Below are 26,632 nucleotides of genomic sequence, written 5' to 3'. Positions count from 1 at the left end.
CCACACGGCCGGCACCTGGCACCCCGCCCAGGACAACCGCACGATGCCCGTGGACAACCCGGCCACCGCCACCCCCCTCTGCCACGTCGCCGACGCCACCCCGCAGGACGGCCGCCGAGCCCTGGACGCCGCCCGCGAAGCGCAACACGCATGGGCCGCCACACCGCCCCGAACCCGATCGGAGATCCTCCGCCGGGCCCACGAGATCATCCTCAGCCGCACCGAGGACCTGGCCCTCCTCATGACCCTGGAGATGGGCAAACCCCTCGCGGAGGCTCGCGGCGAGGTCACGTACGCCGCCGAGTTCTTCCGCTGGTTCTCCGAGGAAGCGGTCCGCATCGACGGCGGCTACGCCACCAGCCCCGACGGCCGCAACCGCCACCTCGTCCTGCGCCAGCCGGTCGGCCCCTGCCTCCTGATCACCCCGTGGAACTTCCCCCTCGCCATGGGCACCCGCAAGATCGGCCCGGCGATCGCCGCCGGCTGCACCATGATCCTGAAACCGGCCCCCCAGACCCCCCTGTCCACCCTGGCCCTCACCCAGATCCTCACGGAGGCGGGCCTCCCGCCCGGCGTCCTCAACACGGTCACGACGTCCGACGCGGCCGCCCTCGTCGAACCCCTGCTGCGCGGCGGCGGCATCCGCAAGCTGTCCTTCACCGGCTCCACCCAGGTGGGCCGGATCCTGCTCGCCCAGTGCGCCGACACGGTCGTCCGCACCTCGCTCGAACTCGGCGGCAACGCCCCGCTGATCGTCTTCGACGACGCCGACCTGGACGCGGCGGTGGACGGCGCGATGGTCGCCAAGATGCGCAACATGGGGGAGGCGTGCACCGCGGCCAACCGGATCTACGTGCACAGTTCCGTCGCGGAGGAGTTCGCCACTCGCCTCACCGCGCGGATGGCCGCCCTGACCGTGGGCGACGGCACCGCCCCCGGCACCGACGTCGGCCCGCTCATCGACGCGGCGGGCCGCGCCAAGGTGGAACGGCTCGTGCGCGACGCCGTCGACCGTGGCGCCAAGGTCCTCACCGGCGGCGAACTCCCTTCGGGCGAAGGCCACTTCTACCCGCCCACCGTCCTCGCCCAGGTCCCGCGCGACGCCGAACTCACCGGCACGGAGATCTTCGGCCCGGTCGCCGCGCTGTTCACGTTCGACGACGAGGACGACGTCGTACAGGTCGCCAACGACACCGAATGGGGCCTCGTCAGCTACGTCTTCACCCGCGACCTGGACCGGGCGCTGCGGGTCGGTGAACGCCTGGAGACCGGCATGGTCGGCCTCAACACCGGCCTCGTCTCCAACCCGGCCGCCCCCTTCGGCGGCGTCAAACAGTCCGGACTCGGCCGGGAGGGCGGCCGCGTCGGCATCGAGGAGTTCCTGGAGTACAAGTACCTCGCCGTCCCGGTGTCGGCCCGCCCCGGCTCGTAGCGCGCCCGCCCGGCGCCGGTGGAGCGGCGCAGGTCAGAGCCGCTCCACCGACCGGAACCCGGCGAGCCGGGACATCAACGTCCGTGCAGGTGGCGCGAGTTCACCCACCTGTACCGGGTGCCCGGCGTTCAACAGGCCGATCACGGCCGAGAGTTCGGGCGCCGAGAGATCCGTCTCCAGGACGTGCCCGCAGGCCGCGACGAGCCGCCGCCCGCCGACCTCCGCCCACAGCACGCGCTCGGTCGCCCGTACCGCGTCGTCGTCGGTGAAGTAGCCGGGCCGGGCGGGCGGCGGCACGGGTCGCAGCCCGCCGTCCGTGGCCTGCCGCAGCGCCTCCCGGGCCACCCGCCGTTCCAGCGCGGCGGGGCGGGCGGCCTGCTTGAAGTGGTCGAGCGCGGCGGCGAGCACCGGCGGCAGCGTCGCCGGCAGGTCCCGCGAGCGACCGTCGCCGCCGTCCGGCACGAGGATGTCGTCACCGCCCCAACCAGCCTGCGGGGACACGGGGTTGGGCCCGGGAGCGAGCAAGGAGTGCAGTTCCGCACCGGGTCTGAGCGGCGAGCGGGGTATGCCGATGCGGACGACGGAGGCGGGCGCGGTGCGCGGTTCGACGGTGTGCGGTTCGACGGTGTGCCGGAAGCCGGGCGGCCGGTAGAGCAGATCGCCGGGGACCGTCTCGACCGAGGTCCGGCGCCCGGGGCCGCCGCTGTCCAGCCGGAGGCCGCGCTGCCCGCGCACGGTGTAGAGAAACGTTGCGCCGTAAGCGGGGGCGCCGTCTGCGGAAGGCGTGGGCTCCGATTCGGGCACCGGTTCGCAGGTCCCGTGGTGCAGCGTGGTGGAGACGCCCGCCAGTGGCTGCCCCACCCGGTCCCAGAGACCCGCGAGGAAGTCGCGCTCCCTGACCCACAGCGGATGGTGGCCCGCGTGCAGGTCGCGGACGACCAGCGCGAACGGATCGTCGGCCAACTGCCGCAGCGTGCGCCGGTCGTAGCCGGAGAACGTGCCGTCCTCGGGGCCCGGCAGCAGGTCGCCGGGGTCGGTGAGGAGGCGTGTTCCCACGGTGAGCCGGATCCGCTCCCGGGCCGGTGGCCGCTGGGCCGCGACGACGGCGCTCTCGAAGACCTCGTTCGGGTCGAAGGGGGCGTCTGCGGGGGCGAGGCCGCGGATCAGGACGGGCCGCCGGTCCCAGTACTCGTCGGCGAACCGCTGCCAGTCGAGGGCCGTGAGGACGTCGATACGGGCGGCGGGGGCCGCGCTCACGGCCGCCGCTCCGGGGCCGTCGCCGCCACGGCCCGCGCCCGGTACGCCGCCCCGAGCAGGGCGTGGAGCCGGGTGTCGTCGGCCGGGACGGCGCAGGCGCGGGCCAGTTCGGCCACGGTCAGCCCGTCGCGGGCGGTCCGCAGTGCGGCCAGGGCGCGGTCGGCGCCGGCCCCCGGGGCCGGCCATGTGTGGCCGTTCGCCGCCCAGAAGGCGTGGTCCGGTGTGTCGCCGACGCGGACGATGTCGGCGGTGCGCAGTAATCGGTGGTGCGGAGTGAGGCGGACGCCGGCGCGCAGGGGCGGTGCCGGATCGAGCCCCTCGGCGGAGCGCAGCCCGGCCCAGCGCAGCAGCAGCGCCCGTTCGGGCCCGGAACCGGCCAGGGTGTCCGCGAACTGGTCGGCGGAACGGGTCAGTTGGGACGGCGGTACGAGCCGGCCGTCCGCCGCGGCGGGCACGGGGTGGGGGAGGACGACCTGCCCGTTTGCGTACCGGGGGTGCCTGCGCATCTGGTCGGTGACGATGTCCGCGACGAGAGGCAGGGCCGAGGTGGCGCGCGCGGGCACGGCGAGCCGGAGCGTCGTGCACCGGCCCGCCCGGTGGTCGAGGTGGCGGCTGCCGGCCGGCCAGTGGACCAAGTCGCCCGCGCGGGCCTGGAGTTCGTACTCGGTTCCGGTGTGCTCGGGCCGTACCCGTACGGTCAGGGAACCGTCGATCACCCAGGTGAGGGCGGCCGCGTCCGCGGGCGCCGTCGTCTCGTCGGCCGCGTGGTGCCGGTCGCCGACCGCGAGTTCCGCGGTGACGGGCAGCGCGGGCCGCCCGATGTGCCGCCACAGACCGGCAAGGACGTCCCGCACCCGCGACCAGCGGGCGAAGTCGTCGCCGAACGGGTCCCGTACGGTCAACAGCCAGCCGTCGCCCGCCAGCCGGGGTTCCGCCGCCAGCCGGTCCGCGTAACCGGCGAGGTCCGCGTCGGCCGGGCCCGGCAGCAGCCGTCCCGGCTCGCGCAGCTGTCCGTCCGTCGTCGTCAGCCGGGGGCGTGCGGTGCGGGAGGCGGCGGCCGCCACCAGGAGCGCGTGGGCGTCGTCCGGGCCGATCCCGAGCGGGGGCGCGTCCGGGACCACCACCGCCTCCCGGGCCCACTGCGTGGCGGCGAAGTCGCGCCAGCCACGGCCGGGCCGGCCGGCTGCGTGGACGGGGACTTGGCTGCGGTTCATCGGATCTGGGATCTCCTCGGTCCCGCACCGGGGGCGGTTCGACTGGCCTGGTGACCCTGTCAGAGCGTTTCCCGCGCCGTCAACGTGCTGAGGACATGCCGTGAACATCTGGCGCAGAACATGCGTTCGGCTCGCGGCGCGACTCCCGCCCCGGCCGCATCAGGCCGCGCTGCCCGCCTTCCACTGCGCCCACGAAAGATTCCAGCCATTGAGGCCGTTGGCGGGGGCGACCGTCTCCTCGCCCGAGCGCCGCACCTCCACCACGTCGCCCACCATGGAACTGCGGTAGAACCTGGCGCCCGGTGTCGAGGAGTCGTCCGCGCCCTGCGCGTCCCGCAGGCCGATGCAGCCGTGACTGGTGTTGCTGGTGCCGAAGACCGACGCGGCCGCCCAGTAGTTGCCGTGGATGAACGTGCCGGACGTGGTCAGCCGCTGGGCGTGCGGCACGTCGTCGATGTCGTACTCGTCGCCGAGCCCCACCGTCGTCGAGTCCATCCGGGTCTCCTCGAACCGCTCGGAGATCACCATCTTCCCGGCCCAGGTCTCGTAGCCGCTGCCGCCGCCGGTCACGTCGTACGTGGCGATCTCCTCGCCGTCCCGCCGCACCGTCATCGACTTGGCCTTGAGGTCCACGACGCTGATCTGCTCGCGCCCGATGTGGAAGGTGACGTCCTTGTCCTGGGTGCCGTAGACCCCGTCGGCGCCCTCGACGTCCTTGAGCCGCAGGGCGAGCGTGATCTTCGTGCCCGCGGCCCAGTAGGTCCTCGGCCGGAAGTCGAGCCGGGTGTCGCTGAACCAGTGGCCCACTATCTCCACGTCGGGTTCGGCGGTCACGGTGATCGCCTTCTGCACGGCGGCCCGGTCGCCGACCGCCTTCGTGAAGGCGAGGGAGACGGGCATGCCGACGCCCGACGTCGAGCCGTCCTCCGGGGTGAAGTACCCGACGAAGGTCGCGCCCGGCTTCTTCGTGGTGAACCGGGACGTGTGCGTGCTTTCATCGTCCTCGACGCCCGCGGTGACCGTGTACGTGGTGCCGGACGCGGGGTGGGCGTCCGATGTCCACCGGGTCCGGGCGCTGTTGAACGTGCCCTTCAGCCGGCCCCCGTCCTCCGCCACCACGCTGACGTCGGCGAGCGCCCCGCCCGAGACGGACACGGTGACCGGTTCGGTGAAGTCGGCCCCCGTGGTCCCGGCGGCCGGCCGGACGGCGACCTTCACCGCGCCACGCCCGCCACCTGCCTCAGCCGTGCTCCCCGCCTCACCCTCGCCCTCTCCGTCACACCCCGCGACCGTCACGAGGGAGGCCGCGCCGAGCGCGGTGAGCACCCCGCGCCGCGACCACGCCCCTGCCGCCCCTGGCTTTCCTGCCGTTCCTGCCCCGCCGTCTGTCCGCACCCGAGAGCCGCCCACACCGAGCCTTTCTGATCCATGGCTGCTGAGGTGTCGCATGCTGCCCGCGCGACCTGGGCGAATCCTTGGAAAACGGCGCGGGTGCCTTAATTTTCCCTTTGAGGCCGGAGCGTGTCAGGACGGTGTGAATTCGGTGAAGCGCGGCACCCCGGCGCACCGGAATGAGGCCTTCCGTCCCCCTTTGCGGAATCGGTGTACATGGCAAGGTGATGGTGGACGTCAGCAGCATCAGAAAGGCCCGCCATGCCCCTCGCCCTGTTCCGCCGGAAGCGGGCCGGTTCCGCAGTGCGGGGCGCCGGCCTCGCGCACCCCCTGCCGCACGGCGCGGGCGCCTTCCACTGCCAGGTCGCCGACCCGATGGGGCAGCCCATGCCGGGCGCCGACGTGACCGTCACGGCCACGGACACCGGGCGTGCGGCGGCGAAGGCCACGACCGACCCCTACGGCCTCGTCTTCCTGGCCCTGCCGCCCGGCCGCTACGGCGTCCTGATCTCGGCGGACGGCCTCCAGCCGCACCAGCAGACGGTCGACGTGCTGCCCGACGAGACCGCCCCGCTCACCTCCGTCCAGCTGCACGTGGGCCGCGCCCCCGAGCTGCCCCGCCCCGGCACCTGGCTCTTCGACCCGCCGCACACCGCGATCCGCTTCATCGCCAAGCACGTCGGCATGGCGCACGTGCACGGCCGGTTCACCCGCTTCGAGGGCGGCATCCACGTCGCCCCCGACATGGCGGACTCCCGCGTGGAGGTCCGGATCGACGCCGCCTCCATCACGACGGGCAACAACACGCGGGACAACCACCTGCGTTCGGCGGACTTCCTCGACGTCGAGCGCTACCCCTACATCGACTTCTCCGCGGACCGCTTCCTCTACCGGGGCGGCTCCAAGTGGACCCTCCAGGGCGCCCTCACCATGCACGGCGTGAGCCGCACGGTCGACCTGGACACGGGCTACCTCGGCGTCGTCAACGGCGGCTACGCGGAAGAACTGCGCTGCGCGGCCCTCGCCACGGCGGAACTGCACCGCGAGGACTACACGCTCAACTGGCGCACCATGCTGGCCAAGGGCATCGCCGTGGTCGGCCCCACGGTCAAGCTGGAACTGGACGTCCAGGCGATGTACCGCAGCCACGACACGCCTACGCCGCCGGAGTAGACGGCCCAGGACCGGGCCTTCGCGATTCCGGAAGCGGCTACTCCTCACGGATGGTGGGCATATCTGGCCCACGTCGTACAGAGGGGGGCCTATGGCGACATCCAAACTCCTGCGCTGGACACCGTGGGCAGCCGTCACGGCCGTACTGCTGGCGCTGACGATCCTCACGCCGTTCATCCTCAATCGGTGGGCGCCGGGCGGGTTGAAGTGGGATCGCCTCGCCGACATCAGCCAGACGTACAGCGCGCTGTCCGCGCCCCTGTCCGGGGCGGCGCTGATAGCGGTCGCCTGGTCGCTGATCATGCAGGCGCGGCAGATGAGGATCGCCAACGGCAACGAGTTCAGGGCCGGCCACCGGGAGTTGATGATGCAGGCCCTGCAGGATCCGAGCCTGCAGGAGTGCTGGGAGCCGCCCGTGATCCCGACCACGCGTGAGCGGGCGCGCCAGTACACCTACGTCAACCTGATCATCAGCGGTTGGCGGGTGGACTACCTGAACGGCGCGTCCACCGACGCGAGCGTCCTCGTGTGGGCCCAAACGCTGATGAGAGGCGAGATCGGGCGAGAGTTCTGGAGGACCCGGCGGGCCGGATGGCATGCCACGGCGAGCGCGCTGAGCCGCAAGGACCGCACGTTCGTCACGCTGCTCGACCGGGCACTCGAGTCCTCCGACCGGGCCGGCCCACCGACTCCCGTCTCGGAGTATTACCTCCCGGGCTCCGGCGGCGGGACACCTCAGTGAACGTCCGCCACGCGGGCGTCATGAGAAGGGTCGTCGGCCCACCTCGTACGGCAGCTCGTGGCGTGCCGCTGTTCTCGGTCGACTGGACGGGAGGGCAACCCTTGGCGGGTCTGAGGCGTCAACCACCCACCCGCACCAAGGAGCACCCCCATGCCGATCAGCGTCGAGAAGGTCCCCGCCGGACTCGTCAGCCTCACCAAGACCGCCGCCGTGTCCCTGCGCAAGCAGGGCCTGGCCGGGCGCCGGGCTGCCGTCTACCTCGTGCTGGACCGGTCCGGGAGCATGCGCGGCTACTACAAGGACGGCAGCATGCAGCACCTCGCCGAACAGGCCCTCGCCCTGTCCGCGAACCTGGACGATGACGGCGTGGTGCCCACGATCTTCTTCGACACCGACGCCCACGACGCCGTCGACATCAGCCTCGATCACTACACGGGCCGGATCAATGAACTCCACGACGCACTCGGCCATATGGGCACCACCGACTACGCCGCCGCCATGGACGCCGTCATCGACCACTACCTCGACAGCGACGCCAAGCACCCCGCGTACGTGATCTTCCAGACCGACGGATCGCCAGACTCCCGTCGCGCCGCCGAACAGACCCTGTGCAAGGCCGCCAAGCTGCCCCTGTTCTGGCAGTTCATCGGCTACGGCGACGACGAGTTCCGGTTCCTGCACAAGCTCGACGACCTCGCCGTCCCGAAGAAGCGGCTTGTCGACAATGCCGACTTCTTTCCCGCGGGCAAGGACCCGAAGCTGATCCCCGACGGCGTCCTCTACGACCGGCTCATGGCAGAGTTCCCTGATTGGCTGCGCGCTGCCACCGCCGCCGGAATCATCGGCTGAGCGTGCGGGAGACCGTAGTGAGGCCTCTGCTCCTCATCGACGTCGACGGCCCGCTCAACCCGTACGCGGCCGCGCCGAGCCGGCGCCCCGACGGCTACCGGACGCACCGCATGCGACCGGCGGGATGGGAGAACCCGTGGGAGAAGCCGCTGCGGGTCTGGCTCAACCCCGCCCACGGCCCCGCCCTCCAGGCGCTGCCGTTCGACCTGGTCTGGTGCACCACCTGGCAGGCGGAGGCCAACGAATGGATCGGCCCGCACCTGGGGCTGCCGCACCTTCCTGTCATCACGTGGCCCGACGGGGCTCGCCACGAGCCCCGGGACGGCGTCTTCTGGAAGACGAGACACGTCGTCGACTGGGCGGCCGGACGGCCCTTCGCGTGGATCGACGACGACGTCACCGACCGGGATCGCGCCTACGTCGCCGCGCACCACGACGGACCCGCCCTGCTGCACCACGTCAGCCCCCGACTCGGCCTCCTCGACCCCGACTTCCGCACGCTTGCCGACTGGGCTGCGGACCTCGGAGGCCAGGTGGCTTAGAGGGCGCGGCCACGGCCTCGGTCCGGTGCGGAAGCTGATCGAGTCGACCGCTCGGGGACGGCGTGAGCTTCACCGGCTTCGACACGGTGACCGCCGGGCCACCGTCCCGCTCATTCAGTAGCGCGCCCTGCCCCTGGCCCCCACAGTTCCTACGACCCTCCGGCTACTTCCGGCGGCGGTAGAACAGCACGATCCTGGCCACCGCCAGGCCGATCACCACCACGCCCGCAGTGATCTGCAGCCAGCGCGGCACGGTGCCCAGGCCGGGGAGGAACACGGCGAGTGTCACGCCGGCCACTCCTCGCGGTAGCCGGGCCGGCCGGCGTACACGGAGGCCAGGTCGGACACCGGGTCCCGGTGGTCGGCCAGGCGCTCGGTGGCCTCGTCCAGATCCTGCCGGAGGCGCAGCCTGTGCTCGTCGCTGCCGTTCACGACGGCCTCGCGGTAGCGCTCACGGACGCCGTGGCGCTCGGTGAGGGCCTCGACGTAGCGGGCGAGGATGCGCCGCTTGGCGTCGATCTCGCGCAGCACCCGGGCCGGTACCTCACAGTCACAGACCGCACCCGGGGCGTCATGGAACATGGACATGGCCGCCTTCACGGCGTCCAGGTCGCCCTGGAGGTAGGCGTGGATGTCGCAGTCGAGGGTGTGCCAGCTGCTCGCCGCGCGCGCGTCCTCGTCGAGCTGTTCGCCGAGCCACTGCACGAGATCGTCCATCGTTCTCCCAGGTCTCCCGGTCTCCTAGGTCGTCCAGGTCTCCCCGGCGGTGGTCATGCGCTGCATGGTTTCACGATGTCGTGCCGTGCGGGACGGGCACGGAGATGCAGGGTGCGCCGGTGGCCCTCATCCTGGAGGCAGGGCTCGAACCTAGGAGGCCGACCATGTCCATGATGGACAAGCTCAAGGGGATGCTCAAAGGCCACGAGGACCAGGCCGGCAAGGGCATCGACAAAGCCGGGGACTTCGTCGACCAGAAGACCCAGAACAAGTACTCCGGCCAGGTGGACACGGCCCAGGAGAAGCTGAAGGAACAGCTGGGCGGCGAGGACCGTGGCCAGGAGCCTCCGGCCCAGTCGTAGCCGCTCAGCCAGGCCGACCCGCCGGACCCGTCAGACAGGACCGGCCGGCCGGACCAGTCGAATCAGCCAGATCAGCCAGAGTCAGTCGGATCCAGGAGGCTCCATGTCCTCGAAGCGTCGTCGTAAGAAGAAGGCCCGCCGCAAGCACGCGGCGAATCACGGGAGAAGGCCGCAGTCCTGAAGGGCGTCAGGCCCGCTGGACGGCTCCACCACCGATGGCGGCCGCCCACTCCGTGACCAGCGACTCGTACTCCGCGCGGTCATCGGCGGTCAACTGCCCGCCGGTACGCGCCCACAGGTCACGAATCTGCTCGTTGACCACGTCGGCGGACCGTACGGACCGTGCGGAGCGCGGGGCGGGAGTGGAGGACATGTGAACGAGGGTAGGGGATCGGTGCGACTGTGTGCTCCGGTCTGTCACGTGGCCATCGCCATGTGTGATGTTCGCCATTCCGTGGGAACCCCCGGCCCTCGTTCCGCGTCGGGGGTGCGCACGGGGCGTGTCGATCACGCCTTGCGGGCCACGCCCGCGTAGAGCGGCACCGGCGTGCCGTCCTCCCGGTCCTCGTCGACCGCGAGCTCCGGATGCCAGTCGGGCAGCCAGACGATGCCCGGGTCGAGCAGCTCCAGACCGTCGAAGAACTTCGTCATCTCGGCGCGCGAGCGCGGCACGAGCGTGACGCCGCCGGCCGCGTACATCTCGACCGCCTGCCGGGTGCGCTCCGGGTCGTAGTCCGACGCGAGCTGGGACAGGACGAGATGGCTGCCGGACGGCAGTGCGTCCACCAGCGTGCGCACGATGTCGTACGCCCCCTGGTCGTCGGGGATGAAGTGGAGCAGTGCGATCAGGGACACCGCCACCGGGCGGTCGAAGTCCAGGATTCCGCCCGCCAGTTCCAGGATCTTCGCCGGCTCGCGGGCGTCCGCCTGGAGGTAGCGGGTGACGCCCTCCGGCGTGCCACGCAGCAGCGCCTCCGCGTGCGCGAGGACGATCGGGTCGTTGTCGACGTAGACGACGCTCGCCTCGGGGGCCGCGGTCTGCGCGATGCGGTGCAGGTTCGGCTCCGTGGGTATGCCGGTGCCGATGTCGAGGAACTGGCGCACGCCGAGCCGGGCCGCGAGCATCCGCGTCGCGCGCTGCATGAACCAACGGTTGTGCCGGGCCCCGTACTTGGCCGTCGGCTCCATCGCCGTGATCTGCCGGCCGAGTGCCTCGTCCACCGGGTAGTTGTCCTTGCCGCCGAGGAACCAGTCGTACACCCGGGCCGGGTGCGGCTTGCTGGTGTCGATGCGGGGTGAGGCGGGGGACGTCTCCGGCATGGGCAACTCCCTGGTCGGCGTGGTCCGTTCGAGCGTACGTCCGGTCATCCTGCCGTACGCGTCTGAGGCGTGGGGCGGCAATCGGGAAGGATGGCGGCGCAGACCGCACGGCAGGCAGCGAACCGAACAGGAGCAGCAGGCATGAACGACGTCCCCCAGCGTCCCGACCGACTCGATGTCCCGCACCGTCCCGACCGTCTCGACACCCCTGGGCGTCCCGACCGGCTCGACGTCTCCCGGGCCACCCCCGACGACTGGGCGGCGGTCCGCGGCTGGGCCGCCCAGGAGGGGTGGAACCCCGGGCTCGCCGACGGCCCGAGCTTCTTCGCGCAGGATCCGGACGGTTTCTTCCTCGGGCGGCTCGACGGCGAACCCGTCTCCGCCGTCTCCGTCGTCACCTACGACGACCGCTACGCCTTCCTCGGGTTCTACCTCGTCCGGCCCGATCTGCGCGGACGCGGGCACGGCATCGCCACCTGGACCGCGGGGCTGCGACACGCGGGCGGGCGCACCGTCGGGCTGGACGGTGTCGTCGCCCAGCAGGGCAACTACCGCAGGTCCGGGTTCGAACTCGCCCACCGCACCGCCCGGTTCACCGGAACCCCGACCGGCACGGCGCCCGTGCCCGCGCCGGGGACCGTGCCGGTCACCGGCGACCTCGCGCCCCTGCACGCGTACGACAGCGCCTGCTACCCGGCCGACCGGCCCCGCTTCCTGGAGACCTGGCTGACCACCGAGGGGCACACGGCGCTCGCCCGGATCGTCGACGGGCGCCTCGTCGGGTACGGGGTGCTGCGCCCTGGCCGCGACATGCCCCGGATCGGGCCGCTGTTCGCGGACACGGCGGCCGACGCGCGCGCCCTGTTCGACGCGCTCGTGCCGGCGGACGGGCCGGTCTGCGTCGACGTCCCGCTGTCGAACCCGGACGCCGTCGCCCTCGCCGAGGCGCGGGGCCTGACGCCCGGGTTCGAGACGGCCCGGATGTACACCGGCCCCGTCCGGTCATTCGCCGAGAGCCGCGTCTTCGGTGTCACGACGCTCGAACTCGGCTGACGGGTGCGGCAGTCGAGGCGTGGCGTAGCGGTCCTTCGCCGCGTACCACCACACCGTCGCGAGGAGCAGGACGGCGGCGAGCGCGACGACCGCGTAGTTCATCGAGTCGACGGTGACCGGTGACGCCTGTGGCAGACAGAACAGGACGGTCACGCAGGCCACCCACCCCACGGCCACCCAGCCGACCGGGCGGCTCCAGCGGCCCAGGTGCCAGGGGCCGCGCTCGAACCGGTCGCCCGCGCGCAGCCGCAGCAGGACCGGGATCGCGTACGCGGGCGTGACCCCGATGACGTTGATCGCGGTCACCGCGCCGTACGCCGTCGCCGACCACAGCGACGGCAGCGCGAGCACCCCGGCCGCCGCCACCGACAGCCAGACCGCCGCGACGGGCGTCCGGGTGCGGTCGCTCACCTTGCGCCACAGCCGCGAGCCGGGCAGCGCCCCGTCGCGGCTGAACGCGAACACCATGCGGCTCGCCGCGGCGACCTCCGCGTTGCCGCAGAAGAGCTGGGCCACGATCACCACCAGGAGCAGCGCCGTCGCCCCGCCCGTGCCGAGCGCGTCGAGCAGGATCTGGGCGGGCGGCACCCCCGTCGCACTGTCCCGGGTCCCCGCGTAGTCCTGGATGGCGAACGTCAGCCCGGCGAGCAGCGCGAACCCGGCGATCCACGACACCCAGATCGCCCGCACGATGCCACGGGCCGCCGCCACGGACGCGCCGGACGTCTCCTCGGACAGGTGGGCGGAGGCGTCGTAGCCGCTGAACGTGTACTGGGCGAGCAGCAGTCCGATCGCGGCGACGTACAACGGGCTGTCCCAGCCGGTGTCGTTGACGAAGTGCGTGAACACGAACGACGGCGACTGGTGGCGGTCGGGGACGAGCGCGAGGGCGCCGACGATCGCCGCCACCCCCGCCAGGTGCCACCACACGCTGATGGAGTTGAGGATGCTGACGAGCCGGACGCCGAACAGGTTGAGCGTCGCGTGCAGGAGCAGGATCACCAGGAAGATCAGCATGGTGCGGCCCGGCGTCGGCACGAAGCCCCACTGCAGGTTCAGGAACGCGCCCGTGAACAAGGCCGCCCCGTAGTCGATCCCGGCGATCGCGCCGAGCAGCCCGAGCAGGTTCAGCCAGCCCGTGTACCAGCCCCAGCGGCGCCCGCCGAGCCGGTCCGCCATGTAGTACAGCGCCCCCGAGGTGGGATATGCGCTGGTCACCTCGGCGAGCGCCATCCCCACGAACAGCACGAACAGACCGACGCCCGCCCAGCCCCACAGCATCACCGCGGGACCGCCGGTGCCCAGGCCGAAGCCGTACAGGGTCATGCAGCCGGACAGCACCGAGATGACGGAGAAGCTGATGGCGAAGTTGCCGAAGCCGTTCATCCGGCGGGCCAGGACGGGCCGGTAGCCGAGGGCGCGCAGGCGCTGCTCCTCGTCGGCGGGTGCGTGGGACACGGGCTTTCCTCCGGTGGGGGTCGGGGGTTGCGGCCGCCCATGATCCCCGGGGTGGGCCGCAACGGCCAGAGAGCGCAAGGCAGTTGGCGTGCTTGACGGGCGTCGGCCGGGTGCCGCAGGCTGGCCGACGGCGATCAAGAAGGCGGACGGGGGAGAGGTGGCGGCATCGTGAGCGGGCCCGTGCTCGCCGTGGACCAGGGCACCTCCGCGACCAAGGCGCTCGTCGTCTGCCCGGAGCGCGGAGTCATCGGCGCGGCGACCGCGCCCGTACGGCCCCGCCATCTGCCCGGCGGCCGGGTCGAGGTGGACCCGGCCGAGCTGCTCGGCTCCGTGCTCGACGCCGGCGCCCGTGCGCTCGCGGAGGCGGGAGAACCGGTCGTCGCCGCGGGCCTCGCCAACCAGGGCGAGACGGTCCTCGCCTGGGATCCGGTCACCGGCACGCCCCTGACCGACGCCATCGTCTGGCAGGACCGGCGGGCCGCCGGCATCTGTGCCGAACTCGCCCCGCACGCGGATGAGTTGCTCGCCCTCACCGGACTCCCGCTCGACCCGTACTTCGCCGCGCCGAAGATGGCCTGGATCCGTCGCCACCTCACCCGCGACGGCGTCGTCACCACCAGCGACGCCTGGCTCGCGCACCGGCTGACCGGCGCCTTCGTCACCGACGCCGCGACGGCGAGCCGCACCCAGCTCCTCGACCTCGACACCGTCGACTGGTCGCCCCGCGCCCTGGAGCTCTACGGCCTCGGTGACGAGACACCGCCCCAAGTGGTCGACGTCGCCGGTGAGTTCGGGGAGATCACGGCGTTCGGCGGTGCGCCGGTTCCGCTCACGGGGCTGCTCGTCGACCAGCAGGCGTCCCTGCTCGCCCACGGCGTCACGGAGCCGGGCGCCGCCAAGTGCACCTACGGCACCGGGGCGTTCCTGCTCGCGCACACCGGGGACCGGCCGCGCCGCGGCTCCTCGGGACTCGTCTCCTGCGTGGCCTGGCGGCTCGCCGGCCGGGGCACCGACTACTGCCTCGACGGCCAGGTGTACGCGGCGGCGTCCGCCGTCCGCTGGCTCACCGACCTCGGCGTGCTCAGCGGGCCCGACGCCCTGGACGCCGTCGGCCGCTCCGTGCCGGACAGTGGTGGCGTCACCTTCGTGCCCGCCCTGTCCGGGCTCGCCGCACCCTGGTGGCGCGGCGACGCACGCGGCACGCTCACCGGGCTCGGCCTGGACAGCGGCCCCGGCCACCTGGTGCGGGCGCTGTGCGACGGCATCGCCGCGCAGGTCGTGGCGCTCGCCGACGCCGCCGCCGACGACCTGGGCGCGCCGCTGGCCTCGCTGCGGGTCGACGGCGGCCTGACCCGTTCGGAGCTGCTCATGCAGACGCAGGCCGATCTGCTCCAACTCCCCGTCGAGGTATCGGCGTTGCCCGACACGACGGCCCTCGGCGCGGCGGCCGCGGCCCGCCTCGGCCTCGATCCCTCACTGACCCTGAAGGACGTGGTGGCCGGCGGGCCGCCGGCCCGCGTCCACGAGCCGCGGATCGACGCGGCGCAGGCGCAGGAGCGGCTCGCCCGGTTCCGTGCGGCCGTGGACCGCGCCTCGTGACGGTCAGCCGCACCGGGCCGCTGCCCACCACCGCGTACGACCTCACGGTCGTCGGCGCCGGAGTGGTCGGCTGCGCGCTCGCCCGGGAGCTGGTGCGGCGGGCGCCCGGAGCCAGGATCGCGCTGCTCGACGCGGCCGACGACGTCGGCGAGGGCACCTCCAAGGCCAACACGGCCATCCTGCACACCGGTTTCGACGCCGTGCCCGGCTCGCTCGAGGCGCGACTCGTCCACGAAGGAAGCCGTCAACTCGCCCAGTACGCCGCCGAGTCCGGCATCCCCGTCGAACCGGTCGGCGCGCTCCTCGTCGCCTGGGACGCCGCGCAGCGGGCCGCGCTGCCCGGCCTCGCCGCCAAGGCCGAACGCAACGGCCACCGCGCCACCCGCATCATCGAACCCGACGAACTCGTCGCCACCGAACCGCACTTGGGCCCCGGCGCCCGCGGCGCGCTCGACGTCCCGGGCGAGAGCATCATCTGCCCCTGGACCACGACCCTCGCCCACGCCACCCAGGCGGTCCGCGCCGGAGTCGACCTGCACCTCAACTCCCGTGTGACGGCGGTGACATGGGACGGTTGCGGTCACCACGTCGCCACCGCGGGACGCGGCACCCTCGACACGCGCTGGCTCGTCAACGCGGCGGGCCTGCACGCCGACACCGTCGACCGGCTGCTCGGCCACGACACGCTCACCGTCACCCCGCGCCGCGGCCAGCTCATCGTCTACGACAAGTTCGCCCGCGACCTGGTCCGGCACATCCTGCTGCCCGTCCCCACCGCGCTCGGCAAGGGCGTGCTCGTCGCGCCGACCGTCTACGGCAACGTCCTGCTCGGCCCCACGGCCGAGGACCTCGACGACAAACGGGCCACGCACACCACGGCCGACGCGCTCGACCGGCTGCGCGCGGCGGGCCGCCGCATCCTGCCCCCGCTCGTCGACGAGGAGGTCACCGCCGTCTACGCGGGACTGCGCACCGTCACCGACCAGGACGACTACCGCATCGACGCCCGCCCCGACCAGCACTACGTGACCGTCGGCGGTATCCGCTCGACCGGCCTCACCGCCTGCATGGGCATCGCCGCGTACGTCGCCGACCTGCTCGCCGACAGCGGCTGCACCGACCTCGGCCGGGCCCGCGACCTGCCGCCGGTCACCATGCCGAACCTCGGCGAGGCGTTCCCCCGCCCCTACCAGGATCCCGAACTCATCGCGCGAGACCCGGAGTTCGGCACCATCGTCTGCCACTGCGAGCGCGTCACGCGCGGTGAGATCAGGGACGCCCTCGCCACCACGATCCCGCCCGCGTCACTGGAGGGTCTGCGCCGCCGCACCCGGGCGCGGGCCGGCCGGTGCCAGGGCTTCTCCTGCGGGGCGGCGGTACGGGAGCTGTTCGGGCGGGGCAACGGGGGGCGCGCATGACCCCGGCCGTACGTCGCGTGGACGTCCTGGTCGTCGGCTCGGGACCGGCCGGCCTCGCCGCGGCCACCCGGCTCGCGACGGCGGGCCTGGACGTCGAGGTCCTCGAACGCGACCAGCAGGCCGGCGGCGTCCCCCGGCACTGCCGGCACGGCGGCTTCGGGACGCCGTGGCACCCGCTGAACGGCCCCGGCTACGCGAGCCGCGCCGTCCGGGCCGCCGAGAACGCGGGAGCCGCCGTCCGCACCGGAGTCACCGCGCTCGGCTGGGCCGACGCCACGACACCGGCGCTCGACACGGTCGGCGCCCACGGCCACGAACGGATCGCCGCCCGCGCCGTCCTGCTCGCGACGGGCGCCAGGGAACGCTCCCGTGCCGCCCGCCTCATCCCCGGCACCCGCCCCGCCGGCATCCTCACCACGGGCGAACTCCAGCAGTCCGTCCACCTCTTCGGCCAGTACGTGGGGGCCCGCGCGGTCGTCGTCGGAACCGGCCGGATCGGGCACGCCGCGGTGGGCACGCTGCGCCGCGCCGGGGTCGCCGTCGCGGCACTCGTCACGGACCGGCCCGCCGCACCGCGCGACCTCGATGCCCGGCTGCGCCTCGGCATCCCGGTCCTCACCCGCACCACCCCCGCCGAGATCCTCGGCAGCCCCCGCGCGACCGGCCTGCGCGTGCGCCGCGCCGACGGCCGCACCGCGGTGCTGCCCTGCGACACCGTCGTCCTCACCGGCGACCTCGCCCCGGACCACGACCTGGCCCGCCGAGGCGCCCTCCTCCTCGACCCCGGCACCCGGGCCCCCGCGACCGACGGGGCGTCCCGCACCTCCCGGTCCGGCGTCTACGCGATCGGCAACCTGGCCCACGTGACCTGGACGGCCCGCATGGCCGCGGCGGAGGGACGGCGGGTGGGCGCGGTGGTGCTCCGCGACCTGGGAGCGGACTGAGCAAGTTGGGGGCGCCCCCGCCCGGGGGCGTGCCTCCGAACCCAGGGAGCCGCGCCGCCGCGTGCGCTCAGCTGCCGCCGAACCCGCCGTGCCGGCCCTCCCCGGCCACGAACCGTCCTGCCCCGTCCAGGCCCTCCGCCAACACGCCCATGCCGTAACGGAGTTCACCCTGCATGGCCGTCTCCTCGTCCAGCCCGCCCTGCTCCCGCACCGACGCCCGGTCGCTGCGCAGACACGCCTGCGGGAACGCGGCGAGCTGCGCGGCGAGCGCCTCCGCCTCGGCACGGGCCCGGCCGGGCGGAACGAGTCGGTTCGCCAACCCCATCGCATGGGCCTCCGGCGCCGGGACCGGGCGGCCGGTGAGGACGAGGTCCATGGCACGGCTCTCCCCGATGAGCCGCGGCAGCCGCACCGTGCCGCCGTCGATCAGGGGAACGCCCCAGCGGCGGCAGAACACCCCGAACACGGCGTCCTCCTCGGCGACCCGCAGATCGCACCAGAGGGCCAGTTCGAGCCCGCCCGCCACGGCGTGCCCGCTCACCGCCGCGATCACCGGCTTCGACAGGCGCAGCCGGGTCGGACCCATCGGACCGTCGCCGTCCTGCGCCACCCGGTTGCCGTGCTCCGTCCCGACGGCCTTGAGGTCCGCGCCCGCGCAGAACGTGCCGCCCTCGCCCCAGAGCACCGCGACCCGCGCCGCCCCGTCCGCCTCGAACGCCCGGAAGGCGTCCGCCAGTCGGGCGGCCGTCCGGCCGTCGACCGCGTTGCGGGCCTCCGGGCGGGACAGGATCACCGTGGTGACAGGGCCTTCTCGTTCGACGCGGACCGACGACATGACCGACGACATGGCGGAGCCTCCAGGGGAGCGAATCACGTGACCTTGAGGGACAGTCTCGCCTCCGCCGTCGAGCTGGTGCCCACATACAGGTCGAACGTGCCCTCCTCGACGAGGAACCGCCCGCGCGGATCGTTCGTCCAGAACCCCAGATCGTCCGCGCCGAGCCGGAAGCGGACCGTCGTCGCGGCGCCCGCGGCGAGCGTCACGCGCTGGAATCCCCGCAGCCTGCGCACCGGTTGGGTGATGCTCGCCGCCACGTCGTGGACGTACAGCTGCACCACCTCGTCGCCCGGCCGCGAGCCGGTGTTGCGGACGTCCACGGCGACCTCCACGGTGTCGCCCGCGCGCAGCGCCGCCGCGGAGACGTCGCGCCGGCCCAGCCGTGGCGCACCGAGCGCGAACGTCGTGTAGCTCAGGCCGAACCCGAAGGGGAACTGCGGGGTGGGCGGCAGGTCCAGGTACTTCGACGTGAACTTGTTGTCCGCGGCGTAGGGGCGGCCCGTCGACTCGTGGTTGTAGTGGACCGGGAGCTGGCCGACCGTGCGCGGGAAGGAGACCGGGAGTTTGCCGCCCGGGTTCACCGTGCCGAAGAGCACGTCGGCGATCGCGTGGCCCGCCTCGGTGCCGGGGTGCCACGCCTCCAGGACCGCGGGCGCCGCGTCGATCCAGTCACCGGTCGTCAGCGGCCGGCCGTTGACCAGCACCACCACGAACGGCCTGCCGGTCGCGGCGATCGCCGTGACGAGCTCCTCCTGCGCGCCGGGCAGCGAGAGGTCGCTGCGCGCGGCCGCCTCGCCGCTCAGCGCCGCGGGCTCCCCGACGACCACGACGGTGACGTCCGCGGCCTTCGCCGCCGCGACCGCCGCGTCGATTCCGTCGGCGTCACCCGCCTCTCGGCCCGCCGGATCCACGCCCCGCACGTGGGTGACCTTCGTGTCCGGCGCGGCCCGCCGCACCGCGTCGAGGACCTTCACCGCGGGGAACCGCTCCGCCGCCGCGGGCAGCACCCACGTGCCCAGCAGGTCCGCCGAGTCCGCGAACGGGCCCACCAGGGCCATTGACCGGACGGACGTCGCGAGGGGCAGCACGTTCCCGTCGTTCTTGAGCAGCACCATCGAGCGGGCGGCCGCCGTCCGCGCCGCCGCGCGCGCCCCGGCCGACGGCTTCGTGACCGCCGCGTCCTCCTCGACGTACGGGTCGTCGAAGAGCCCCAGCTCGAACTTGAGGTCCAGCACCCGTGCCACGGCGTCGTCCACCCGGCGCTGCGTGATCTTCCCGGCGCGCAGCAGCGCCCTGCCGTTCGTGCGCAGGTGCGTGCTGGTCATCTCCATGTCGACGCCCGCGTTCAGGGCGAGCCGCGCCGCGTCGGCCCCGTCCTCGGCGAAGCCGTGCGCGATCAGCTCCTGGACGCCCGACCAGTCGCTGACGACCATCCCGCCGAAGTCCCACTCGTCGCGAAGGATCTCGGTGAGGGTGTGCGCGTTGCCGTGCGCGGGCACGCCGCTGATCGTGTTGAAGGAGGCCATCACCGTGGCGACACGAGCCTCCGACGCCGCCTTGAACGGCGGGAGATGGAGGTTGCGCAGCCGCGACTCCGAGACGTCCACGGTGTTGTAGTCCCGGCCGCCCTCGGCGCCGCCGTACGCGACGAAGTGCTTGGCGCACGCCGCGACGGTCTCCTTCGCGCCGTAGCCCGAACCCTGGTACCCCTCGATCTTGGCCACCGCGAACCGCGCGGTGAGGTACGGGTCCTCGCCGCCGCTCTCGGCGATCCGGCCCCAGCGCGGCTCGTGCGTGACGTCCATCATCGGGGAGAACGTCCAGTGCACCCCGTTCGAGCGGGCTTCCTCGGCCGACACCCGGGCGTCGGTGCGGGCCACCTCGGGGTCGAAGCCGGCGGCCTGCGCGAGCGGGATCGGGAACGTGGTCCAGAAGCCGTGGATGACGTCGAGGCCGAAAAGGAGCGGGATGCCGAGCCGGGACTCCTCGACGGCGATGCGCTGCAGCGCGTTCGTGGTCCTCGCCCCGAAGACGCTGAGCACCGAACCGAGCCGGCCCGACCGGGCCGCGTCCTCGACCTCCTTGGTCGAACCTGATCCGGGATTGAGGTCGTACACCCAGGGCAACTGCTGCAACTGCCCCAGCTTCTCGTCGGGCGTCATCCGGCCGAGGAGGTCGCGGACCCTGCTCCCGTACGGCCGTCCGCGCGCGCCGGTCGCGCCCGTCGCGCCCGCCGCACCGGCCGACCCGCTGGACGGTCCCGTCACGGCGGCTCCCGCGGCGGCGGTGACGCCGATCGCGGACAACACGGTACGTCTGCCCAGCTCCGGACGTCTGCGTGGCTCCGGCATGTCTTCGCCTCCCGGTGGTCGGAGACCCACGACGCGTGCGGTGGGCGCAAGAAGTGCGGCGAAGCTACGTTCCGGTCACCCGCGGATCAAGGAATGCGGCGGGGCGTCGCGTCATATCACCTTCATGCGCACCAGCGCTCCGAGCGTCACCGCGCCGGGCAGCAGCGGCCCCCACACCGTGATGATCCGGTACGTCACGACGACGGCGGTCACCGTGGTCAGCGGGCCGCCCGCCGCCACCAGCGCCACCACGAGCGCGGCCTCCACCGAGCCGATCCCGCCGGGTACCGGGACCAGCGCGACCGCCACCGTGGCGGCCAGATAGGCGACGGCCATGTGCGCCATCGGCACCGGCAGCGCGAACGCCCGCCCGACCGCCACGAGCCCCGCCGCCTGCAGCGCGGGGAACGCGACCGAACCGCCCCACAGGGCCGCCGCCCGGGCCGGCCGGGCGTGCACCGAACGCGCCTCGCCGCACGCCGTGCGGACGAAGGAGAACACGGCCGTGCGCAGCCGCCGTACGCACAGCAGCACCGCCACGGCGCACCCGACGGCCAGGACCGCGCCGGCCGTCAGCGGCCCGACGGCCGTGTCCGGCAGCAGGGTGCCGAGCCGCAGCGCCCGGGGGAACGCGGCGAACAGCACCACCAGCAGCCCCACCCGGCCGGCCGCCTCCGCCAGCAGATACAGGGCGAGCGCCGCCGACGAGCGGGCGAGCGGCACCCCGCACACGGACAGGAACCGCAGGTTCACGGCGCCCGCGCCGAGCCCGGTGGGCAGCAGGTGGTTCGCCGCGCCCGCCGCGAACTGGGCGGCGAGCAGCCGGAGCCGGGGCAGCGGTTGCACCACCGCGCCCTGCCGCGAACAGGCCGCGGCCACCCAGGTCAGACAGGTCGTCGCCACCGCGGCGAGCACCCACGCGGGCCGCGCGGAGCCCAACTGGCCGAAGCCGTCCGCGAGGACGGGCCAGTGGCGGACGGCGGCCACCGCCACGAGGGCGAGGGGCAGCAGGCACAGGACGCGCCGCACCGAGCGGCCGGAGGGGAGGGAGAGGGGGAAGGAGATGGGGAGGGAGGTCACATCGGGGCAGGTTTCCCGGCCCCGGCCAACGGCGGGTTGCGGTGGGCCGAAGGTTCCCCCCTGAGCTGAAGACTTGACCTCAACAAAGCTTGAGGTTCTACCGTCGTGGACATGAGCATGGAGACCACAGCCTGGACGCAGATGTACAGCGTCATGAACGCCCAGAACGGCGGCCCCAAGAACCGCCCCTTCGCCCGCGCCACGCTGCGCCGCATCGCCGCCTTCGCCCGGCCGCACAAGCGGCGCATCGCCCAGTTCGTGTTCCTGAGCATCGTCACCGCACTGCTCGCCGTGGCCACCCCGGTCCTCGCGGGCGACGTCGTCAACGCCATCGTGGGCGGCGACGACCAGGGCGTCGTCGTCCGGCTGGCGCTCCTCATCGCCCTGATCGCGCTCGCCGAGGCGGGCATCGGGCTGCTCGCCCGGTGGCTCTCCGCCAACCTGGGCGAGGGACTGATCCTCGACCTGCGCACGGCCGTCTTCGACCACGTGCAGCGGATGCCCGTCGCCTTCTTCACTCGTACCAGGACCGGCGCACTGGTCAGCCGTCTCAACAACGACGTCATCGGCGCCCAGCGCGCCTTCAGCAACACCCTGTCGGGCGTCGTCGGGAACGTCGTGACGCTGCTGCTGACCCTGGCCGTCATGCTCACCCTGTCCTGGCAGATCACCCTCCTCGCCCTCGTCCTGCTGCCCGTCTTCGTCCTCCCCGCCCGCCGCATGGGCACCCGCATGGCCCGCCTCCAGCGGGAGGCCGCCGCGCACAACGCGGCCATGGGGACGCGGATGACCGAGCGGTTCTCCGCACCCGGCGCCACCCTCATCAAGCTCTTCGGCCGGCCCGAGGACGAGTCGGCCGAGTTCGCGGAGCGGGCCCGGCGGGTGCGCGACATCGGCGTACGGACGGCGATGTCGCAGTCGGCGTTCATCACCGCGCTCACCCTGGTCTCCGCCCTGGCCCTGGCGCTCGTCTACGGGCTCGGCGGCTGGTTCGCGCTCGAAGGCACCCTGGACGCGGGCGCCGTCGTCTCCCTCGCCCTGCTCCTCACCCGCCTCTACGCACCGCTGACCTCGCTGGCCGGAGCGCGCGTCGAGGTCATGAGCGCCCTCGTCAGCTTCGAGCGGGTCTTCGAGGTGCTCGACCTCAAGCCGCTCATCGAGGAGAAGGCCGACGCCCGCGACGTCCCCGAGGGGCCGGTCGCCGTCGAGTTCGACGACGTGCGCTTCGGCTACCCGGCCGCCGACAAGGTCTCCCTCGCCTCCCTGGAGGAGGTCGCCACGCTCGACACCCGCGGCGGCGCCGAGGTCCTGCACGGTCTCTCCTTCCGCGCCGAACCCGGCCAGACCGTCGCCCTCGTCGGCTCGTCGGGCGCCGGCAAGTCGACCATCGCGCAACTGCTGCCGCGCCTGTACGACACCGACTCCGGGACCGTCCGCATCGGCGGTGTCGACGTCCGCGACGTGCGCGCGGGATCGATGCGGGCCACGCTCGGCATGGTCACCCAGGACGGCCACCTCTTCCACGACACCGTCCGCGCCAACCTGCTGCTCGCCCGGCCCGGCGCCGCGGAGGACGAACTCTGGGACGTCCTGCGCAGGGCCCGCCTCGACGCCCTGGTGCGGGCGCTGCCCGACGGGCTCGACACGGTCGTCGGCGAGCGCGGCTACCGGCTCTCCGGCGGCGAACGCCAGCGGATGACCATCGCCCGCCTGCTCCTGGCCCGCCAGCGCGTCGTGATCCTCGACGAGGCCACCGCCCACCTCGACAACACGTCGGAGGCCGCCGTCCAGGAAGCCCTCGCGGAAGCCCTCGAAGGCCGCACCGCCGTCGTCATCGCCCACCGGCTGTCCACCGTCCGCTCCGCCGACCAGATCCTCGTGGTCGAGGACGGCCGCATCGTGGAGCGCGGCACGCACGACGAACTCGTCGACGCCGGCGGCCGGTACGCGGAGCTGTACCGCACCCAGTTCGCGGCGGGGGACGGGGAGCCGGTCGCGGAGGCGGCGTGAGGGCCGGGTGAAGGTTCCGGGGAAGCGCCGGAAGCCGCCGGGAGAAGCCCGTGGCAGGGGCCAACTGGTCCGGTACGGGGCGCAGTTGGCCCCTGCCACGGGCCGTTGGGCCCGATTACCCTGGACGCATGCTGCTGGGACGTACAGCGGAATGCGCTCGGTTGGCGGCCCTCGTCGACGACGCGCGCAGAGGGCGCAGCACCGCCCTGGTCGTCCGCGGTGAGGCGGGCATCGGCAAGACGAGTCTGCTCGCGTACGCCGCGTCCATCGCCGATGATCTGACGCACCTGCGCACCCACGGCATCGAGAGCGAGACCGGACTGCCCTACGTGGGGCTCGCCGACCTGTTCCGCCCGGTCACCGACCACCTCGACCGGATCCCGGAGCGGCAGGCCGCCGCGCTGACCGGGGCGCTCGCCCTCGGCCCGGCCGTCGCCCAGGACCGGTTCGCCGTCGCCGCCGGCACGCTCAGCCTGCTCGGCGCGGTCAGCGAGGCGGGACCGGTGCTCGTCGTGGTCGACGACGCCCAGTGGCTCGACCCCTACTCCCTCGACGCCCTCGCCTTCGCCACCCGCCGCCTCGGCCGCGAAGGCGTCGTCGCCCTGTTCGCCACCCGCGACACCGACGAGGCCGCGTCCCGGCTCGCCCCCGTCGAGACCCTCACCCTGCGCGGGATCGACACCGACTCCGCACGCCGCCTCGTCGCCGACGAACCACTCACCCCGCACGACGTGAACCGGCTGCTCGCCGAGGCCCGCGGCAACCCCCTCGCCCTCGTCGAACTGCCCGCCCTGCTCGTCCGCGGCGGCCACCGGCTCGACACCGGCGCCCCGCTGCCCATCGGCGAGATCCTCGCCCGCACCTTCCGCAGCGCCATCGACCGGCTGCCGGCGGAGGCCAGGGAAGCGATGCTGCTGCTCGCCGTCCTCGGCCCGCGCCCCCTCGCCGGCACCGAACGGGTGCTGCGCGCCCACGGACTGACCTACGCGTCCCTGGAACCCGCCGAGCGGGCCGGCCTGATGACCGTCGAGGAGGGCGCGTACGTCTTCCGGCACCCGCTCGTCCGCTCCGGCGTCTACCACGGCGCGACCGCCGTGCGCCGCTGGCGGGCCCACCGCACCGTCGCCCACGCCCTCCAGGACGCCAAGGCCCCCACGGCGCTGGAGCGGTACGCCTGGCACCTCGCCGAATCGGGCGCCGACCCCGACGAGCAGGTCGCGGCCAGCCTCGAACGCGCCGCGTCCGGCGGCCCCGGCAGCCTCACCTTCCCCCTCGCGGCCCGTCTGTACGCGCACGCCGCCCGCTTCACCCCCGAGGACGAGCACCGCGCGCGCCGCCTCCTGTCCGCGGCCCGCGCCGCCCAGGCCGCCGGGTCCCTCGACGAGGCCGCCGACCTCCTCGACCGGGCGCTGGGCCACGCCGAACACGAACGCACCCGGCTCGACGTGCGCCAACTCCGCTGCTACGTCGACATCCAGCGCGGCCGCCCGGCCCGCGCCAGGGAACAACTGCGCGCCGCCGTCGACGAGGCCCGCCGCGTCGACCCGGCCCTCGCCGCCGTGATGCTCGGCGGCATCACCCTCACCGAACTCGCCATCGGTGACCTCACCGCCGCCAAGGCCACCTCCGCCGAGTCGATGCAGATCGCCGAGGCCTTCGGCGACCCGTCCGCCGCCCTGCCGGTCCGCCTGCTGCACGCGCTCGTCGAACTCCTCGGCGGCGACGCGGAGGAGGGCCGCGCCCTGCTGCACGAACTGGAGAAGCCCCTCGCCGCACCGGACCTCGCGTTCCCCTACCCGGTCTCCGGCGTCGGCGGCCTGTGCTACCTCGCCGCCGAGGAACTCGACACGGGCCACGCCCTGCTCGACCGCGCCGTGCACGCGGCCCGCGCCTCCAGCACCGTCGGCCTCCTCGCCCACCTCCTCGGCACCTACTCCGTCATCGAGTTCTGGCGCGGCCGGTGGAACGCCTCGCTCGCCCACGCCGACGAGTCCGCGCGGCTCGGCGAGGACACCGGACGTGTCATCGAGGTCTGCCGCGCGCTCGCCGCCCAGGCCAGGACGGAGGCCGCCCTCGACCGGGAGGCGGACTGCCGCCGCCACGAGGCACAGGCCCGGGCGCTGGCCGCCGCCTCGGAACTCCCCATGGACGCCGCCCGCGCCCGCGGCGCCCTCGGACTGCTGGAGCTCGGCCTCGGCCGGTTCGAGGAGGCGGTCCAACACCTGGAAGAGGTACGGGAGTTCTCCCTCGCCAACGGCCGCGGCGACGGCCTCTACCTGTCCTGGGCCGCCGACCTCGCCGACGCCTACGTCCATCTGCACCGCACCGCCGACGCCCACGAGGTGCTCCGCGTCCTGGACCACGAGGCGGGCCGCGGCGACCGGCCGATCACCGCCGCGGCGGCCGCCCGGGTCCGCGGCATGCTCGAACCGGCCGACGCCGACCGGCACATGGACCGCGCCCTGGCCCGACTCGCCCACGTGCAGGCCCCGTTCGAGCGCGGCCGCACCGAGTTCGCGCGCGGTGAGCTGCTGCGCCGCCAGGGCCGGCGCAGCGAGGCCCGGCGCTGGCTGCAACGCGGGTTGAGCACCTTCGAACGGCTCGGCGCGAGCGGCTGGGCGGCCCGTGCCGCCGCCGAACTCCACGCCGCGGGCGGCGACCGGGTGCGGACCGGACCCACCCCGCTGGACGGCCTCACCCCGCAGGAACTGCGCGTCGCCCTCGCCGTGGGCCGCGGCGTCACCAACCACGAGGCGGCCGAGCAGCTCTTCCTCAGCGTCAAGACGGTCGAGTTCCACCTCGGCAACATCTACCGGAAGCTCGAAGGGGTGCACCGCAGGGCCCAACTCGTCCGCCTGCTCAGCCGGTCCGGGGACCCCTG

At 73.6% G+C, this 26,632-nt stretch carries 23 protein-coding genes; 12 read left to right on the top strand and 11 right to left on the bottom strand.

All coding sequences use genetic code 11. The features are described from left to right. Positions 1-43: 43 nt before the first annotated feature. Entirely contained in the window at positions 44-1,432 is a 1,389-nt protein-coding gene (locus tag M4J07_RS32665) for an NAD-dependent succinate-semialdehyde dehydrogenase (RefSeq protein WP_255977747.1), read from the top strand. A 33-nt stretch (positions 1,433-1,465) separates the two neighbouring features. Here the strand turns inward: M4J07_RS32665 and M4J07_RS32660 are convergent, their stop codons facing one another. The 3 genes from M4J07_RS32660 to M4J07_RS32650 form a co-directional block, all read right to left on the bottom strand. Further along, positions 1,466-2,689, bottom strand: a complete 1,224-nt coding sequence (locus M4J07_RS32660) for a hypothetical protein (RefSeq protein ID WP_255977741.1) — start codon at positions 2,687-2,689, stop codon at positions 1,466-1,468. Beyond that, a complete protein-coding gene (locus M4J07_RS32655; protein WP_255977739.1) occupies positions 2,686-3,903 on the bottom strand; it encodes a hypothetical protein in 1,218 nt (405 codons plus the stop codon). Before M4J07_RS32655 ends, M4J07_RS32660 begins: the two co-directional genes overlap by 4 nt. A gap of 159 nt (positions 3,904-4,062) precedes the next feature. After that, positions 4,063-5,121 (bottom strand): L,D-transpeptidase, encoded by a 1,059-nt coding sequence (locus tag M4J07_RS32650; protein WP_255977737.1) that lies wholly within the window; start codon positions 5,119-5,121, stop codon positions 4,063-4,065. A 435-nt stretch (positions 5,122-5,556) separates the two neighbouring features. Here M4J07_RS32650 and M4J07_RS32645 point away from each other — a divergent pair, with 435 nt between their 5' ends. The 4 genes from M4J07_RS32645 (at position 5,557) to M4J07_RS32630 (ending at position 8,601) form a co-directional block, all read left to right on the top strand. Beyond that, positions 5,557-6,468 carry a YceI family protein gene (locus M4J07_RS32645; RefSeq protein WP_255977735.1) on the top strand — a complete coding sequence of 304 codons (912 nt, stop codon included), beginning with the start codon at positions 5,557-5,559 and terminating at the stop codon, positions 6,466-6,468. Positions 6,469-6,559: 91 nt separating this feature from the next. After that, entirely contained in the window at positions 6,560-7,210 is a 651-nt protein-coding gene (locus M4J07_RS32640) for a DUF6082 family protein (protein WP_255977733.1), read from the top strand. 150 nt (positions 7,211-7,360) lie between these two features. Further along, positions 7,361-8,059, top strand: a complete 699-nt coding sequence (locus tag M4J07_RS32635; protein WP_255977731.1) for a VWA domain-containing protein — start codon at positions 7,361-7,363, stop codon at positions 8,057-8,059. A gap of 17 nt (positions 8,060-8,076) precedes the next feature. Next, the gene (locus M4J07_RS32630) at positions 8,077-8,601 is read left to right on the top strand and encodes a hypothetical protein (RefSeq protein WP_255977729.1); all 525 of its coding nucleotides are present in this window, start codon (positions 8,077-8,079) and stop codon (positions 8,599-8,601) included. A 163-nt stretch (positions 8,602-8,764) separates the two neighbouring features. On the opposite strand, the gene M4J07_RS32625 is transcribed toward M4J07_RS32630, so the two are convergent. Together M4J07_RS32625 and M4J07_RS32620 are read right to left on the bottom strand one after the other, a co-directional pair. Then, positions 8,765-8,890 (bottom strand): hypothetical protein, encoded by a 126-nt coding sequence (locus M4J07_RS32625; RefSeq protein ID WP_255977727.1) that lies wholly within the window; start codon positions 8,888-8,890, stop codon positions 8,765-8,767. Next, positions 8,887-9,318, bottom strand: a complete 432-nt coding sequence (locus M4J07_RS32620; RefSeq protein WP_255977725.1) for a DUF6221 family protein — start codon at positions 9,316-9,318, stop codon at positions 8,887-8,889. Before M4J07_RS32620 ends, M4J07_RS32625 begins: the two co-directional genes overlap by 4 nt. A gap of 164 nt (positions 9,319-9,482) precedes the next feature. Here M4J07_RS32620 and M4J07_RS32615 point away from each other — a divergent pair, with 164 nt between their 5' ends. Next, positions 9,483-9,680 carry an antitoxin gene (locus tag M4J07_RS32615; protein ID WP_255977723.1) on the top strand — a complete coding sequence of 66 codons (198 nt, stop codon included), beginning with the start codon at positions 9,483-9,485 and terminating at the stop codon, positions 9,678-9,680. Positions 9,681-9,867: 187 nt separating this feature from the next. Here the strand turns inward: M4J07_RS32615 and M4J07_RS32610 are convergent, their stop codons facing one another. Both M4J07_RS32610 and M4J07_RS32605 read right to left on the bottom strand, forming a co-directional pair. Next, entirely contained in the window at positions 9,868-10,053 is a 186-nt protein-coding gene (locus tag M4J07_RS32610; protein ID WP_255977721.1) for a hypothetical protein, read from the bottom strand. 134 nt (positions 10,054-10,187) lie between these two features. Beyond that, positions 10,188-11,000: an SAM-dependent methyltransferase gene (locus M4J07_RS32605; protein WP_255977719.1), complete on the bottom strand. Its 813-nt coding sequence runs from the start codon at positions 10,998-11,000 to the stop codon at positions 10,188-10,190. A 141-nt stretch (positions 11,001-11,141) separates the two neighbouring features. On the opposite strand from M4J07_RS32605, the gene M4J07_RS32600 reads away from it, so the two are divergent. After that, positions 11,142-12,053 carry a GNAT family N-acetyltransferase gene (locus tag M4J07_RS32600; protein WP_255977717.1) on the top strand — a complete coding sequence of 304 codons (912 nt, stop codon included), beginning with the start codon at positions 11,142-11,144 and terminating at the stop codon, positions 12,051-12,053. On the opposite strand, the gene M4J07_RS32595 is transcribed toward M4J07_RS32600, so the two are convergent. Continuing rightward, complete coding sequence (locus M4J07_RS32595; RefSeq protein ID WP_255977715.1) at positions 12,003-13,511, bottom strand: amino acid permease; 1,509 nt, start codon at positions 13,509-13,511, stop codon at positions 12,003-12,005. The two genes, M4J07_RS32600 and M4J07_RS32595, sit on opposite strands and share 51 nt — an antisense overlap. A 168-nt stretch (positions 13,512-13,679) precedes the next feature. Here M4J07_RS32595 and M4J07_RS32590 point away from each other — a divergent pair, with 168 nt between their 5' ends. Genes M4J07_RS32590 through M4J07_RS32580 form a run of 3 tightly spaced genes read left to right on the top strand, consistent with a single transcriptional unit; the run spans position 13,680 to position 17,472 of the window. Further along, entirely contained in the window at positions 13,680-15,110 is a 1,431-nt protein-coding gene (locus M4J07_RS32590; RefSeq protein ID WP_255977713.1) for an FGGY family carbohydrate kinase, read from the top strand. Next, on the top strand, positions 15,107-16,528 hold the full coding sequence (locus M4J07_RS32585; RefSeq protein ID WP_255977711.1) for an FAD-dependent oxidoreductase: 1,422 nt from the start codon (positions 15,107-15,109) through the stop codon (positions 16,526-16,528). The genes M4J07_RS32590 and M4J07_RS32585 overlap by 4 nt, the downstream gene beginning before the upstream one ends. Then, on the top strand, positions 16,525-17,472 hold the full coding sequence (locus M4J07_RS32580) for an NAD(P)/FAD-dependent oxidoreductase (protein ID WP_308284794.1): 948 nt from the start codon (positions 16,525-16,527) through the stop codon (positions 17,470-17,472). Before M4J07_RS32585 ends, M4J07_RS32580 begins: the two co-directional genes overlap by 4 nt. Positions 17,473-17,539: 67 nt before the next feature. Here M4J07_RS32580 and M4J07_RS32575 read toward each other — a convergent pair whose 3' ends face one another. The 3 genes from M4J07_RS32575 to M4J07_RS32565 form a co-directional block, all read right to left on the bottom strand. Continuing rightward, entirely contained in the window at positions 17,540-18,319 is a 780-nt protein-coding gene (locus tag M4J07_RS32575; protein ID WP_255977709.1) for a crotonase/enoyl-CoA hydratase family protein, read from the bottom strand. A 23-nt stretch (positions 18,320-18,342) separates the two neighbouring features. Continuing rightward, on the bottom strand, positions 18,343-20,661 hold the full coding sequence (gene bglX, locus M4J07_RS32570; RefSeq protein WP_255977707.1) for a beta-glucosidase BglX: 2,319 nt from the start codon (positions 20,659-20,661) through the stop codon (positions 18,343-18,345). 111 nt (positions 20,662-20,772) lie between these two features. Next, positions 20,773-21,741 (bottom strand): lysylphosphatidylglycerol synthase transmembrane domain-containing protein, encoded by a 969-nt coding sequence (locus tag M4J07_RS32565; RefSeq protein ID WP_255977705.1) that lies wholly within the window; start codon positions 21,739-21,741, stop codon positions 20,773-20,775. A gap of 111 nt (positions 21,742-21,852) precedes the next feature. On the opposite strand from M4J07_RS32565, the gene M4J07_RS32560 reads away from it, so the two are divergent. Together M4J07_RS32560 and M4J07_RS48010 are read left to right on the top strand one after the other, a co-directional pair. Next, the gene (locus tag M4J07_RS32560) at positions 21,853-23,751 is read left to right on the top strand and encodes an ABC transporter ATP-binding protein (protein WP_374215122.1); all 1,899 of its coding nucleotides are present in this window, start codon (positions 21,853-21,855) and stop codon (positions 23,749-23,751) included. 128 nt (positions 23,752-23,879) lie between these two features. Beyond that, positions 23,880-26,632 (top strand): helix-turn-helix transcriptional regulator (locus M4J07_RS48010; RefSeq protein ID WP_305128473.1); only part of this gene is annotated, 2,753 nt, incomplete at its 3' end.

Origin of the sequence: Streptomyces longispororuber (assembly GCF_024448165.1) — a bacterium.
In the GTDB taxonomy this organism is placed as follows: Bacteria; Actinomycetota; Actinomycetes; order Streptomycetales; family Streptomycetaceae; genus Streptomyces; species Streptomyces longispororuber_A.
The sequence above is the reverse complement of the archived record's forward strand: the minus strand, read 5'-3'. Positions and strand labels throughout refer to the sequence as shown.

What these genes read in the sequence shown, in the direction of transcription:
- M4J07_RS32665 (WP_255977747.1), top strand. Translation starts at nt 44, where the DNA reads ATGCCCGTGGACAACCCGGCCACCGCCACCCCCCTCTGCCACGTCGCC.
- M4J07_RS32655 (WP_255977739.1), bottom strand. Translation starts at nt 3,903, where the DNA reads ATGAACCGCAGCCAAGTCCCCGTCCACGCAGCCGGCCGGCCCGGCCGT.
- M4J07_RS32645 (WP_255977735.1), top strand. Translation starts at nt 5,557, where the DNA reads ATGCCCCTCGCCCTGTTCCGCCGGAAGCGGGCCGGTTCCGCAGTGCGG.
- M4J07_RS32640 (WP_255977733.1), top strand. Translation starts at nt 6,560, where the DNA reads ATGGCGACATCCAAACTCCTGCGCTGGACACCGTGGGCAGCCGTCACG.
- M4J07_RS32635 (WP_255977731.1), top strand. Translation starts at nt 7,361, where the DNA reads ATGCCGATCAGCGTCGAGAAGGTCCCCGCCGGACTCGTCAGCCTCACC.
- M4J07_RS32620 (WP_255977725.1), bottom strand. Translation starts at nt 9,318, where the DNA reads ATGGACGATCTCGTGCAGTGGCTCGGCGAACAGCTCGACGAGGACGCG.
- M4J07_RS32615 (WP_255977723.1), top strand. Translation starts at nt 9,483, where the DNA reads ATGTCCATGATGGACAAGCTCAAGGGGATGCTCAAAGGCCACGAGGAC.
- M4J07_RS32610 (WP_255977721.1), bottom strand. Translation starts at nt 10,053, where the DNA reads ATGTCCTCCACTCCCGCCCCGCGCTCCGCACGGTCCGTACGGTCCGCC.
- M4J07_RS32605 (WP_255977719.1), bottom strand. Translation starts at nt 11,000, where the DNA reads ATGCCGGAGACGTCCCCCGCCTCACCCCGCATCGACACCAGCAAGCCG.
- M4J07_RS32600 (WP_255977717.1), top strand. Translation starts at nt 11,142, where the DNA reads ATGAACGACGTCCCCCAGCGTCCCGACCGACTCGATGTCCCGCACCGT.
- M4J07_RS32580 (WP_308284794.1), top strand. Translation starts at nt 16,525, where the DNA reads ATGACCCCGGCCGTACGTCGCGTGGACGTCCTGGTCGTCGGCTCGGGA.
- M4J07_RS32575 (WP_255977709.1), bottom strand. Translation starts at nt 18,319, where the DNA reads ATGTCGTCGGTCATGTCGTCGGTCCGCGTCGAACGAGAAGGCCCTGTC.
- bglX (WP_255977707.1), bottom strand. Translation starts at nt 20,661, where the DNA reads ATGCCGGAGCCACGCAGACGTCCGGAGCTGGGCAGACGTACCGTGTTG.
- M4J07_RS32560 (WP_374215122.1), top strand. Translation starts at nt 21,853, where the DNA reads ATGAGCATGGAGACCACAGCCTGGACGCAGATGTACAGCGTCATGAAC.